The sequence below is a fragment of the Peribacillus sp. YIM B13472 genome (genome assembly GCF_042788005.1).
Classification (GTDB): domain Bacteria; phylum Bacillota; class Bacilli; order Bacillales; family DSM-1321; genus Peribacillus; species Peribacillus simplex_E.
Genome location: NZ_JBHZPG010000008.1, coordinates 1 through 12,575 on the forward strand (window position 1 = coordinate 1; position 12,575 = coordinate 12,575).

The following is a 12,575-nucleotide window of genomic DNA, read 5'->3' on the forward strand; positions in this document are numbered from 1 at the left end:
CGTAAATTTACGATTTTCTCGTGAGTTTGCACCGTTTTCTCGTGAATTCATGCTATTTACTCGTAAATTTACGATTTACTCGTGAGTTTGCACCGTTTACTCGTGAATTTACTCCGTTTTCTCGTGAATTTACTCCGTTTTCTCGTGAATTCACACTATTTACTCGTAAATTTACGATTTTCTCGTGAGTTTGCTACATTTACTCGTGAATTCATGCTATTTACTCGTGAGTTTGCCCCATTTACTCGTGAATTCATGCTATTTACTCGTAAATTTACGATTTTCTCGTGAGTTTGCGCCGTTTTCTCGTGAATTCACACTATTTACTCGTAAATTTACGATTTTCTCGTGAGTTTGCTCCATTTACTCGTGAATTCATGCTATTTACTCGTAAATTTACGATTTTCTCGTGAGTTTGCACCGTTTTCTCGTGAATTCATGCTATTTACTCGTAAATTTACGATTTTCTCGTGAGTTTGCGCCGTTTTCTCGTGAATTCACACTATTTACTCGTAAATTTACGATTTTCTCGTGAGTTTGCTACATTTACTCGTGAATTCATGCTATTTACTCGTGAGTTTGCCCCATTTACTCGTGAATTCACGCTATTTACTCGTGAGTTTACTCCGTTTACTCGTAAAATCAAAAAAAAGACAGCTCCCCCTGTTTCAGGGAGCTGCCTTTTTGGTTTTATCCTCTTAGTTCTGCGCCAGCTTTTTCTTTAACGGCTTCAAGAACTTTATCATGTGCTTTTGTAATGTCCTCGTCCGTTAGAGTACGTTCCGGGTCGAAGTATTTCAGTGAGTAGGCAATGGATTTCTTGCCTTCCTCCATTCTTTCACCTTCGTATAGGTCGAAGATGCTTACTTCTTTCAGCAGTTTGCCACCGGCTTCTTCAATAATATCCTGAATGTCCCCGGCTTTCGTAGCTTGATCCACAACGAGCGCGATATCGCGTGTGGTTGATGGATAGCGCGGAATGGTTTGGTACGCAATCGGCGCGACTTCGGCTTCGGCCAATGCTTTTAAGGAAAGTTCGAAAATGTATGTTTCTTTAATATCCAAGTCTTTTTGGGCAGTTGGGTGCACTTGGCCAATAAAGCCAATCACTTCACCATTCAATAGCACTTCCGCTGTCCGTCCTGGATGCATGTCGTTGATTTCCGCTTGGCGATAACTGATTTGATCAGCTAATCCAAGTGTGTCGAATAATGCTTCGATCACGCCTTTGGCTACAAAGAAATCCACTGGTTTCTTTTCACCTTGCCATAGATGTGACTCCCATAGGCCTGTGATTGCTCCAGCAATATGTTCTTTTTCTTCAGGCAGTTCTTGTTCGTCACGCTTAAAGAATACCGAACCGATTTCATACAGTGCCAGGGAATCAATTTGGCGGGCATTGTTATATTTCACGACTTCCAGCAATTGAGGCACGATGCTTAAACGCAGCTGGCTTCTTTCTTCACTCATTGGCATTGCTAATCGAATGGATTCTCTTGCTTCCAATGCGAATTGGGACGCTTTTTCCTGGCTTGTCAGTGAATAGGTCACCGCTTGATAAAGGCCTGCGCCTTCAAGTGTACGGCGTGCTTTCCGCCGTTTAATTTGATAATCAGTCAATTGGCCTGGGGTAGCAGCACCGATCGGCAGTGTAGCGGGAATGTTATCATATCCATATAAACGTGCAGCCTCTTCGACTAAATCAGCTTCAATCGTAATATCACCACGGCGCGTCGGAACTGTGATTGTGAATGTTTCATTGTCAAGTTCAACGCCAAATTGCAGACGTTTGAAGATCGATTCCACAACTGATACGCTCATGCTTGTTCCAAGAAGTGTGTTGATTTTTTCAAGAGTGATGCTAATGACCGCAGGTTCCATTGTCAATTCATCAACTTCTGCTGCTCCTTGTAAGACTGTTCCGCCTGCATATTGTGCAATCAATTGTGCAGCACGTTCTCCAGCTTCACGTACACGTGCCGGATCGACACCTTTTTCAAAGCGGGCACTAGCTTCACTTCGTAATCCATGGTCCTTTGAAGCTTTACGAACTACTGTACCTGCAAAATATGCACTTTCAATGATGATGTTCGTCGTATCATTTTTTACTTCGGAATCCGCTCCGCCCATCACACCAGCTATCGCTACAGGCTCGCTGCCATTTGTAATCACTAAATGGTCAGGTGTCAAAGTGCGTTCCGCTTCATCCAATGTTACGATTTTTTCAGCATCCTTCGCTCTGCGGATGACGATTTCCTTTGAACCAAAGCGGTCATAATCAAAGGCATGGAGCGGTTGGCCGTATTCAAGTAAAATGTAGTTGGTGATATCCACCACGTTATTATGAGGTCGGATACCTGCAGACATCAACCTAGTCTGCATCCAAAGCGGTGAGGGTCCGACCTTGACATCCTTGATGATTTTAGCAATGTATATCGGGTTATCTTCTTTCGCTTCAACTTTGACATTGATATAATCAGTTGCTTTTTCAGCCGCCTCTTCTTTCTCGACAACCGGCCATTTCACTTCCCGGCCTAGAATGGCTCCCACTTCGTATGCAACACCAAGCATGCTCAATGCGTCGGAACGGTTTGGAGTCAGCCCAAGTTCCAGCACTTCATCACTTAAACCAAGTTCCTCCAATGCATCTTTCCCTACTTCCACATCATTAGGGAAGACGAAGATACCTGTAGCATAATCCTTGGAAACGAGCTTGGATTCGAAGCCCAATTCCTGAAGCGAGCAAATCATCCCGTGCGATTCCTCTCCACGAAGTTTCGCTTTCTTGATTTTGAAATTACCTGGAAGGACTGCGCCAACAGTAGCGACTGCGACTTTTTGGCCTTTATCGACATTCGGTGCTCCACAGATGATCTGAACGGGATTTTCGGCACCGATATCAACTTGGCATTTATTCAATTTATCCGCATTTGGATGCTGTTCACGTTCAATGACATGCCCGATGACGACCCCTTTTAGCCCTTCACTTTTCTTTTCCACCCCTTCAACCTCAATGCCGCTTTTCGTGATTTTGTCAGCTAGCTCCGTCGCATTGATGCCTGAAAGGTCAACATAATCTTGTAACCATTTATATGACACAAACATGGTAGGTCCTCCTTTTTAAAATAAAAATTTATGCTTCGTGATGGTTGAATTGTTTTAAGAATCGAACATCATTCGTATAGAAATGACGGATATCATCCACACCGTACTTCAACATGGCAATCCGTTCCACGCCGATTCCAAATGCGAATCCAGAGTATTTCTTGGAATCAAAGCCAGCCATTTCAAGGACGTTCGGATGAACGATCCCGCCGCCAAGCACTTCGATCCAGCCTGTTTGTTTACATACGCTGCAGCCTTTACCACCACAGATTTTACAAGAAATATCCACTTCGACGGAAGGCTCCGTAAATGGGAAGAAACTTGGACGAAGACGGATTTCACGGTCTTGCCCGAATACTTTTTTCGCAAATACGTCCAGCGTTCCTTTCAGGTCGCTCATGCTGATGTTCTCATCGATGACCAAGCCCTCAATTTGCTGGAATTGATGGGAGTGTGTTGCATCATCGTTATCACGGCGATATACTTTTCCTGGGCAAATGATTTTAACAGGTCCTTGACCTTTATGTTTTTCCATCGTTCTGGCTTGAACAGGTGAAGTGTGCGTACGCATCAGGATTTCATCCGTTATGTAGAAGGAATCCTGCATATCACGTGCCGGATGGCTTTTTGGCAAGTTAAGTGCCTCGAAGTTGTAGTAGTCGCTTTCGACTTCAGGACCTTCCGCAACGGTATAACCCATACCGATGAATAAGTCTTCGATTTCTTCCACGACACGTGTTAATGGGTGTAGATTCCCCTTGTTAACCGGACGTCCAGGAAGTGTGACGTCAATCGTTTCAGTTGCTAGCTTTGCATTCACCGCCGCAGTTTCAAGTGCTTTTTGTTTCTCCTCGATCTTTGTTGCGATCGCTTCCCTTACTTCATTTGCCAGTGCCCCGATTTTCGGGCGTTCTTCGGCAGATAATTTACCCATGCCGCGCAATACCTCAGTGATTGGCCCTTTTTTCCCTAAATAAGCAACTCGGACTTCATTCAGTTCTTTTAATTCGGAAGCGGCGGCAACTTTTTGCAACGCTTCTTCCTGCAGTTCTAGTAAACGTTCCTGCATCATGTCTTCCTCCTTTATTTTCCTTTTGTAAAAATGAACACAAAAAAACCCCAATCCCTAAAGGGACGAGGTTTATGTATCGCGGTACCACCCTTATTAGTGCACGAACAAAAAAACTTCTGCACTCACTTCATTAAAAATAACGGCTCTTCACCGGAACATTTTTAGGACATCACGTCTTCCCAATGCCAACTCGAAAGGTGAATTCCCTTAAGCAGTGCCATAAAAATGCTTTCAGTCAAGGCATTTTTTCCCTGGATATGGTTAACTTAAGCTACTACTCTTTGTCATCGTTGTTTTCATTATAAAATTCTGTTTTATTATATTATAATTCTTCGGCCGTTTCAAATCGATTTTCGTAAATAGTACATTAAAATCCCGGCAGCGATCCCCACATTCAATGATTCGCTTTTTCCGTATATGGGAATATAAAGGTTTTTAGTCGTTTTCTCCAGTAATTCCTTCGATACTCCTTGGCCTTCATTACCGACCAGCAGGGCAAATCGGGAAGACTTTTCCACTTCCTCAAATGGCGATGCGCCTTCTAATGCCGTGCCATATACCGGTGTGCCTCTTTCCTTCAGCTCATCGATGATTTCGAAAAGGTTCCCTTTAATGACAGGCATATGAAAGAGGCTCCCTTGCGTCGAACGGACCACTTTGGGATTATACAAATCAGCACACCCTTCGCCAAGAATGACCGCATCGATTCCAGCTGCATCCGCTGTCCTTATCATCGTTCCAATATTCCCCGGATCTTGTACGGCATCGATCAACAATAGTTTATCCGGATTGATGGATGACATGCTCGTTGATTTCTGTTCACAAACCGCAGCAATTCCCTGCGGGGCTTCAGTATCACAAATCGCCTTCATAATATCATTTTTCACATAAATGAGTTCTGTGCCTTCCACCTTAAAATGGGCAGGCATTTCAGTTTCTTCATTGATGATCACTTCCAAGACGATTTCTTCTTTTAAGGCTTCTTCAACTAGGTGAAAACCCTCGACTAAATATTTACCTGTTTTATCTCGTTCTTTTTTCGTCAAAAGTTTTTTCCATTGCTTAACTTGCGGGTTTTTTACGGATTCGATATATTTCAAGGGTAAACGCTCCTTTAACTTCACACTGATTTTCCTATTATAACGCAATTCACATACATATTGCATGCGAGTTTGTGAAATGCTATTAATGTCAGTCATTATGTGTTAGAGGAGGAATAATTATGAATTTAAACTTACGTAATGCGATCATCCAAAATGTATCTGGAAATTCGCAAGAGCAGCTGGAAGACACGATTGTCGATGCCATACAAAATGGCGAGGAAAAAATGCTTCCTGGATTGGGAGTATTATTCGAGGTCATTTGGCAAAATTCATCTGAGCAGGAAAAACAGGAAATGATCACTGCCCTCGAATCAGGATTAAAAAAATAACAGCCTTCAGAGGCTGTTATTTTTTTGATTTCGCTACGCAAGCCTTCAGTTCTTCAATGGAAACTTCTTCATCAAGCAGCAAGATGAATTTATTTGCGCTCACTTCTTCAAGCATCGCTTTTGTCTCATCATAAGAGTAGCCGTATTTCGTGAAAAAGCTGCGTAAATCTCCAGATCCTTCATCTGTGAAGTAGTGGAAGATTCTTAAAAAAAGAGTGTCCTCCTTATCCTGATTGGCGATGATCAGGATATCCGTATGTTCATTTCCAAGCTGCACATAATTTTTTATATTAGCTGCTACTGTCATTTGGGTGCCAGATACGCCTTTAGCTTTTAAGTCTTGAATTGCAGCAAGTAGTTCCGGATTAGAGTCAAAAACACCATATACGTTTTTTTCCATGTTTCTCCCCCTCCTTGTTACTCTACTTAAAATAAAATACCTTTGTCATTATACCTTGCAGCTTTAACAATAAACAAGCAAATAGTATATTGAGAATTCCTGACTAATGAACAAGGGAACCCTTTGCCTAAAGGTTTTTTTAAAAAATAACAGCCTGGTTCAGTTAGCAGATAAAAAGGGTTCGGAAAATATATCCTTCATCAAACGAACCAACTGAACCAAAGCAAAATCTTCAACTCCTCATGTATAATTGACCCCGCGGGAAAGCGAGTGCCTGGAATGAAAGTCAACGTCCAAATTTTACAAGCCATAAAGAAACTGCAGACAAACTCGATTTTCATCTAGTTTGCCTGCAGTCTGAACAGCCTTGTGGAGGCAGTTATTTTACATATTACAGATTGTCGGTATTGATTCGATTTTTGATGTATTCATCCTGCAAGCCTTCCTCTTGCTCATTCGGGCCCACGGTCCGATCCAGTGATCCTTGAGCATCAAGGGCTTTATCAGTATCGGCAGAAAACGGGTCTGCATGATGGTCGCTTGCTAGTGTTCCTTCATAATTCCCTGGTTTTTTCTTCTTGAATTTTTCTGTGGAGTTCCCCCAGATTTCCCTTTCTTGAGCTCGCTTCGTATCCATCTCTTCATTTTCAAAGATGTTCGCAGAATTCCCATGAAGTTCTTCGCTTCTTCCTGGCTGCGCTTCCACTTCCCCTGTTTGATAGGCATTTGCTGTTGTTTCAGGAAAAAGGTTCGGATCCGGATTGTTCACCACCCCTGTTTTAAGCGGATTCTCTGCAGGTTCGTCCGTATCCTCCATGCGATTGGAAGTTATGCTCTCCCGTACTGATACGGTTTCCGATTCATCTAAAAGAATCAGGAATTTTCCAGCCTCCACTTCATTTATATAAGCGGTGGCTTCACTATCGGCAAGCCCTAACTCACCTAGTTGGTTCCTTATATCTTCAGAACCCTCATTCAGGAAAAAGTGTTTCATCTTATCAATGAAGGAATCCTCGTTTGAGTTAGTAACGACGTCGACATCCGGATCACGGTTTTGATTGACGAAATCCAAATCTTCTTTCTTATCAGCCATTACCGTTATTTCTCCTTCATGGACCCCCTTTTCCTTGAGGGATTGAATAGCCTGGATTATTTCTCTTTCCGTATTAAAAACACCATATAATGTTTTTCCCATGCATCTTCCTCCTCCTATTATTCCGATATTTCTTCTTATGTGTATTTATACCCTGATGGGTGCCAATTAAACAAAAAGGTTTGCCTTCCCTAGGCTCGTACCTTTAATCAGTCTTTAAACCCAAAAGAAGCCTGCAGTTTTAAAAACTGCAGGCTTTTCCCTTCACCATTAGAAGCGGTCGGTTCTACGTTCAGTTGCCTTTTTCTCATTTACGATCGATTCATCTGTACTATCAAGCTGGATATCTTCCTTTTTAAGAGTATCCTGAACTTGTTCCGTTTCTTGTACAGCATGTTTCTTGATGACAATTTCATCTGTGACGACCGGTTTTTTCGAAACTTCCAATTTTTCTTCAACAACGGGGATCCGTAATGTTTCCCCATCTTCAATGCTTCCTGTTTCCAGATCCGATTCACGTCCTGAAACTGATCTATGCTCGACTGTCACTTCTTCGTGTTCAACAGGGACATTAATCGTTTTATGCTGTTCATTGACTTCTTTGTTAATGACGACTTCTCCTGTCTGAACTCTTTCTTTGTCAATGTTCAGCTGTTCTTCCCGAAGTTTAAGCGTCCTTTCATCCTCTGGCAATTCACGGCCTTGTCCGTTGACTCCATAAACATCTTCTTTATTTAATGCATCGGTTTTTTCAGTGCCATTATATAGTTGGTTGGTGGAATTTGTATCAAGCCGTGTAGCGGCAGCCTCCATATTTCGGGTCGTGAATTTATCTCTTGCCGTTCCAAGATGGCCTTCACCTTCTTCTACCAGAACCAGGACTTTTCCATTTTCTACATCAAAGACATGTTCGGCCGCATCACTATTCGAAAGGCCTGCATTCGCCAATCTTGTTGAAAGGTCGGCCGTATCATCCGGCATGAAGAAACGTGCCACCTTGTCCATAAATGATTCGTCGTTAGGGACATTCGTCATTGTATGAACATCCGTTTCGCGTTGAGTATTCGTGAAATCCAATGTTTCTTCCTTGTCTGCGACGACCGTGATATCGTCCCCTTCAAAGCCCTTTGCCTTAAGTGCATTTATTGCCTGGATCACTTCTGCATTTGATTCATATACTCCATATACTGTTTTATTCATTTTACATTCCTCCTTAGGTTTTGTTGTTTCGTTTAGTGGATGCTATGTATAAACTCTACCCGCTATGAACCTAAGTAAACGAGGAATCAATATTTCATTTATGTTATATCATTTACAAATTGTTCTCCGCACAGAACGTTTTTTCAATTGAAATCCAGACTTTTCAAGGGTTTCCCCATTTATAAAAATGTAATGTTTAACCAAATAATGCTATTTCATTTTTTCTTTTCTTCTATTATAATGCCACAGCCTTTAATAGCAGGTCCGCTATATGCACCGCTTTCGTACATTCCCCCAACTTTTCCCTCTCGATCCCCAATTGCATTTGCAACAGACAGCCAGGGTTTGCCGTGACAACAATATCTGCCTGTGTAGATTTCGTGTGTTCCATTTTGGAGTCGAGAATATTCATGGACATCTCTGATTCAACAATATTATAAATCCCAGCGGAGCCGCAGCATCGATCGGCATCCTTCATTTCCCTGAAGTCGATCCCTTCTATCGATTGAAGGAGAATTCGCGGAGCCAAGGAGGTGTTCATCACATTCCGTAAATGGCAGGAATCCTGATACGTTACCGATTGAGCCGGCAGTTTCAAGCGAACCTTTTCCTGAAAACGCAAATCAACAAGAATCTCGCTGATGTCCTTCAACTTATTTTTAAATGCGATTGCACGGTCATGCCATTCCGGTTCGCCTTGGAGCAAATGGTCATAATCTATGAGAAAAGCTCCACAGCCGCCGGCATTCGTAATGATATAATCAACTTCCTCCGCTTCAAAAGCTTCTATATTACGCTTGGCCAGTTGCTTTGCACCTGCTTTTTCACCACTGTGCCCATGCAGCGCCCCGCAACATGCCTGGGATTTTGGAATCACGATATCACATCCGGCCAGCTGAAGAAGCTTTAGCGTGGCCTTGTTCGTTTCCAAAAACATCGTATCCATCAAGCAGCCGGAAAAGAAAGCCACCTTTTTGAACTGCGTTCCGATTGCAGGCAGCCCGGTTGGCCTATTTTTCATTTCTGATTTTTTTGGGACTTTCGGCAGCACCTTTTCCATGGTTGCCAAATTATTGGGAAGCATGTTGAGGACTCCCGTTTTTCGGGCCATGTATTGCAGACCTGATCTCTGATAGAAGCCAAGCAAACTCGTCATGGCCTGCATTCGCTCCTGGTGCGGGAATAATCCACTAAAAACGGCCTTGCGGATCGTTTTTACAGGGTAACTGTGCTTTTTATTCTGATGGATGATATCTCTTGCTTCTTCAAGAAGATGTCCATATTTCACACCTGAAGGACACACAGGTTCACAAGCCCTGCAGCCGAGGCAAAGACTCAATGAACGTTCTACATCCTCATCGGGCTCAATCACACCATCCGCCACCGCTTTCATAAGTGCGATCCGGCCCCTTGGTGAATGGGATTCCTTCAGCCCCGATTCCATGTATGTCGGGCAGTGGGGTAAGCAAAAGCCGCAGCGCATACAATTCAATAATTCATCTTCATTCATTTTTTCAGCGAATTGCAAGGCAATGGTTTCCCTTTCCTGATCTGTCGTCATGAAGAAACCACCACCCTTTTCCTGGTTTCCTTGGCAAATACTTTGCCGGGATTCATGATGTTATTGGGATCGAAAGCTTGTTTAATCGCTCTCATGGCATCAATCCCTTCTTTCTTCAGCTTCCATTCAAGATAAGGGGCCTTCATCGCCCCTACACCATGTTCACCGGTAATCGTACCGCCAAGGTCGATAGCCGCAGCAAAAATATCGGCAAAAGCGAGCTCCACTCTCTCCATTTCTTCATGATCACGAGCGTCGGTAATGCACGTTGGATGCAGGTTCCCATCCCCAGCATGGCCGAAAGTGCAAATGTCCACATTATGCTTGACAGCGATCTCATTAATCGCTTTAACCATTTTGGCAATTTCCGACCGCGGAACGGTGGCATCTTCCAAAATGGTCGTCGGCTTGAGGCGTGCCAGTGCAGAGAGGGCTGTCCGTCTTGCGGTTTTCAAGGCGACAGCGTCAGATTCCGATTCGGCAATTTCCACGGAAACCGCCTTTTCCTCTAGACAGATATCGGCCATCCTTTTCATATCTCGTTCCACCACTTCAGGCGGACCATCCTGTTCAATCAGCAGGACGGCTTCCACATTGGTGGGCAAACCGATCTTCGCGAAGTCCTCAACCACGATCAACGTCGGCCGATCCAGAAATTCCAATGTAACAGGAATGATTTTATTTGAAATGATCTTGGCCACTGACTGGGCTGCGGCATCCAGATCTTGATATAAGGCAAGCATCGTCTTTGTCGTTTCCGGCATTGGGATCAGCTTTAAGGTCGCTTCCGTAACGATGCCCAAGGTCCCTTCTGAGCCGACAAAAAGTTTCGTTAAATCATATCCGGCTACATCTTTGGCAAGCTTGCCCCCTGTTCGAATGATGTCCCCATTCGGAAGAACCACTTCTAGCCCGATGACATAATCACGGGTGACTCCGTACTTTAATCCTCGCAGTCCACCAGAGTTCTCATTAATGTTTCCGCCAATAGTGGAGATTTTCATCGAACTGGGATCCGGCGGATAAAACAATCCCTTCTCTTCAACTGCTGAAATCAAGTCCAATGTAATGAGCCCAGGCTGTACGGTCGCCGTTAAGTTCTCCTCATCTATTTCAAGTAATGAATTCATTCGATTGAATAAAAGGACAAGCCCCCCCTCTGTCGGACAAGTGCCTCCGCTTAAATTCGTCCCAGACCCGCGTGGAACGATCGGAACATTGTATTCGTTGCAAACTTTGACGATGGCTGCGACTTCCGCTGTGCAGCCCGGTTTAATGACAGCATCCGGCATCGCTTGAAACCCTGGCGTTGCATCATATGAATAGACTAGACATTCCACTTTCGAGTCATCGTAATTCTCCTGACCAACGATGGTAAGAAGAAGCTGCTTAACCTGCTTTGTTAACATGTACATCCTCCTCATTTAAACATAGGAAATTCGAGATTTTTTTATATGTTGTAAGTATAAGAAAGAAAACACTCAACCATCTATGTATGAACATATAGAATTTAGAGCTTTCCATAGAATTAATTTGTATGTTTATCCAATACACTTAATGCTAGATACATAGTGACTAAATCGGCTAGCTTCCTGGGATTCAGTCGGGTCAAATCTTCTATGCGCTTGAGCCTGTAATGGAGGGTATTGATATGGATATGCAACGCTGCGGCGGTCTCCTTTAAAGAAAGATCACATGCAAAATACATGGAAAGGGTTTTAAGCAACTCCTCATTAGGAAGCAACTCCTGAATCGTCCGGGTTAAATATTCCTGTCTTGTTTCAGCGGTAACCTCATCAAGCAGGACCTCAATCTTCAAGTCCTCGTCAAATATAATCCCCGATGAATGAAACGCGATTTTCAAGGAACGTTCCGCTTTAAAAAACGCTGACCTGAAAGCGGATCCTGGTGCACGCGAACTAACTCCTGCACACACTTTATAACCCGAACTCTCTTCCAGCTTTTTTTGCAGTTTACTTAATTTCTTTAATTGCTGGATTTTTGAACCGATGAAATCGGCTATAGAAAGAATGACGAATTGGTTCCTCCCCCAACGGACTGCGATGTCATTGGGATGCTGCTGTCTTATGTATATCTGAAGCGTTCTCCACACATGAGGTTCAATGATTTCCTCAGTCTTAAATTCACCAAGGGTGATGATCCGGTCTGCATGAACATCGACCCCAAGCAACTTGGCCTTCTGAAGGAAAAGCTCATTGAACGTCTGCAGCTGATGCCATTCAAATACAAAGAATTCCATCAGACGTGATTGGGATTCTGCTTGTTCGATATGATAGCTTTCCTGAATGAACATCTCCGTCATCTTTTTTAAAAGTTCCGCATAGGGGGAAACATGTTTGGGGTCGCCTGTAATTCCAATGACACAAACTGCTTCCTGGTTGAAGAAAACAGGTAGATTTATACCTGCCTTCACTCCTTTCCAACTTCGTTCATCCTGTTTATTGATGATCAATTTCTCACGATTGTTGAAAGCGTGGATAGCTCCTTCATGATAAGATCCAATACGGCTGTTATCGGTGCTGGCGATAATCGTGCCAGCATGATCAATAATGATGATTTCCTCATCAATCAGCTTCCGAACCTCATGAACCAATTTTCCTGCCACAGCTGTCAATTGCATAATATGTCCTCCTCTTTTGAATGGACTTGAAAATATTTCGAGGCTCCCCTATGAAAGGGGAGCCTCATTCT

12 protein-coding genes and 1 other annotated feature are annotated in these 12,575 nt (G+C 43.3%); of the genes, 3 read left to right on the forward strand and 9 right to left on the reverse strand.

Going from position 1 to position 12,575, the window contains the following annotated elements:
* Nucleotides 1-81 precede the first annotated feature (81 nt).
* Nucleotides 82-291, forward strand: a complete 210-nt coding sequence (locus ACFX4I_RS08430) for a hypothetical protein (protein WP_377420018.1) — start codon at nt 82-84, stop codon at nt 289-291.
* A 179-nt stretch (nt 292-470) separates the two neighbouring features.
* Entirely contained in the window at nt 471-725 is a 255-nt protein-coding gene (locus ACFX4I_RS08435) for a hypothetical protein (protein WP_377420020.1), read from the forward strand.
* On the opposite strand, the gene pheT is transcribed toward ACFX4I_RS08435, so the two are convergent.
* From pheT to ACFX4I_RS08450, 3 genes are all read right to left on the reverse strand, one after another.
* Nucleotides 691-3,105, reverse strand: a complete 2,415-nt coding sequence (pheT, locus tag ACFX4I_RS08440) for a phenylalanine--tRNA ligase subunit beta (RefSeq protein WP_230301755.1) — start codon at nt 3,103-3,105, stop codon at nt 691-693. The two genes, ACFX4I_RS08435 and pheT, sit on opposite strands and share 35 nt — an antisense overlap.
* Before the next feature lie 28 nt (nt 3,106-3,133).
* Entirely contained in the window at nt 3,134-4,174 is a 1,041-nt protein-coding gene (gene pheS / locus ACFX4I_RS08445; RefSeq protein ID WP_377420022.1) for a phenylalanine--tRNA ligase subunit alpha, read from the reverse strand.
* Between the two features lie 58 nt (nt 4,175-4,232).
* Nucleotides 4,233-4,474 (reverse strand) — a binding site (T-box leader).
* 44 nt (nt 4,475-4,518) lie between these two features.
* A complete protein-coding gene (locus ACFX4I_RS08450; protein WP_377420024.1) occupies nt 4,519-5,277 on the reverse strand; it encodes a TrmH family RNA methyltransferase in 759 nt (252 codons plus the stop codon).
* Between the two features lie 122 nt (nt 5,278-5,399).
* On the opposite strand from ACFX4I_RS08450, the gene sspI reads away from it, so the two are divergent.
* Nucleotides 5,400-5,609 (forward strand): small acid-soluble spore protein SspI, encoded by a 210-nt coding sequence (gene sspI / locus ACFX4I_RS08455; protein ID WP_076364828.1) that lies wholly within the window; start codon nt 5,400-5,402, stop codon nt 5,607-5,609.
* Nucleotides 5,610-5,625: 16 nt separating this feature from the next.
* Here sspI and ACFX4I_RS08460 read toward each other — a convergent pair whose 3' ends face one another.
* From ACFX4I_RS08460 to ACFX4I_RS08485, 6 genes are all read right to left on the reverse strand, one after another.
* Nucleotides 5,626-6,009: a general stress protein gene (locus ACFX4I_RS08460; protein WP_230301757.1), complete on the reverse strand. Its 384-nt coding sequence runs from the start codon at nt 6,007-6,009 to the stop codon at nt 5,626-5,628.
* Nucleotides 6,010-6,400: 391 nt separating this feature from the next.
* Nucleotides 6,401-7,204, reverse strand: a complete 804-nt coding sequence (locus ACFX4I_RS08465; RefSeq protein WP_230301758.1) for a YflT domain-containing protein — start codon at nt 7,202-7,204, stop codon at nt 6,401-6,403.
* Nucleotides 7,205-7,372: 168 nt separating this feature from the next.
* Complete coding sequence (locus ACFX4I_RS08470) at nt 7,373-8,302, reverse strand: YsnF/AvaK domain-containing protein (RefSeq protein WP_377420026.1); 930 nt, start codon at nt 8,300-8,302, stop codon at nt 7,373-7,375.
* 235 nt (nt 8,303-8,537) lie between these two features.
* Complete coding sequence (locus tag ACFX4I_RS08475; protein ID WP_377420028.1) at nt 8,538-9,863, reverse strand: (Fe-S)-binding protein; 1,326 nt, start codon at nt 9,861-9,863, stop codon at nt 8,538-8,540.
* Nucleotides 9,860-11,272: a glycolate oxidase subunit GlcD gene (gene glcD / locus ACFX4I_RS08480; RefSeq protein ID WP_377420030.1), complete on the reverse strand. Its 1,413-nt coding sequence runs from the start codon at nt 11,270-11,272 to the stop codon at nt 9,860-9,862. The genes ACFX4I_RS08475 and glcD overlap by 4 nt, the downstream gene beginning before the upstream one ends.
* Before the next feature lie 119 nt (nt 11,273-11,391).
* Complete coding sequence (locus tag ACFX4I_RS08485) at nt 11,392-12,504, reverse strand: PucR family transcriptional regulator (protein ID WP_377420032.1); 1,113 nt, start codon at nt 12,502-12,504, stop codon at nt 11,392-11,394.
* Between the last annotated feature and the right edge of the window lie 71 nt (nt 12,505-12,575).

Bases quoted from the DNA above. Each gene is read 5' to 3' on its own strand.
- sspI (WP_076364828.1), top strand. From the start codon at position 5,400: ATGAATTTAAACTTACGTAATGCGATCATCCAAAATGTATCTGGAAAT.
- pheT (WP_230301755.1), bottom strand. From the start codon at position 3,105: ATGTTTGTGTCATATAAATGGTTACAAGATTATGTTGACCTTTCAGGC.
- ACFX4I_RS08470 (WP_377420026.1), bottom strand. From the start codon at position 8,302: ATGAATAAAACAGTATATGGAGTATATGAATCAAATGCAGAAGTGATC.
- ACFX4I_RS08460 (WP_230301757.1), bottom strand. From the start codon at position 6,009: ATGGAAAAAAACGTATATGGTGTTTTTGACTCTAATCCGGAACTACTT.
- pheS (WP_377420022.1), bottom strand. From the start codon at position 4,174: ATGCAGGAACGTTTACTAGAACTGCAGGAAGAAGCGTTGCAAAAAGTT.
- ACFX4I_RS08485 (WP_377420032.1), bottom strand. From the start codon at position 12,504: ATGCAATTGACAGCTGTGGCAGGAAAATTGGTTCATGAGGTTCGGAAG.
- glcD (WP_377420030.1), bottom strand. From the start codon at position 11,272: ATGTTAACAAAGCAGGTTAAGCAGCTTCTTCTTACCATCGTTGGTCAG.
- ACFX4I_RS08475 (WP_377420028.1), bottom strand. From the start codon at position 9,863: ATGACGACAGATCAGGAAAGGGAAACCATTGCCTTGCAATTCGCTGAA.
- ACFX4I_RS08465 (WP_230301758.1), bottom strand. From the start codon at position 7,204: ATGGGAAAAACATTATATGGTGTTTTTAATACGGAAAGAGAAATAATC.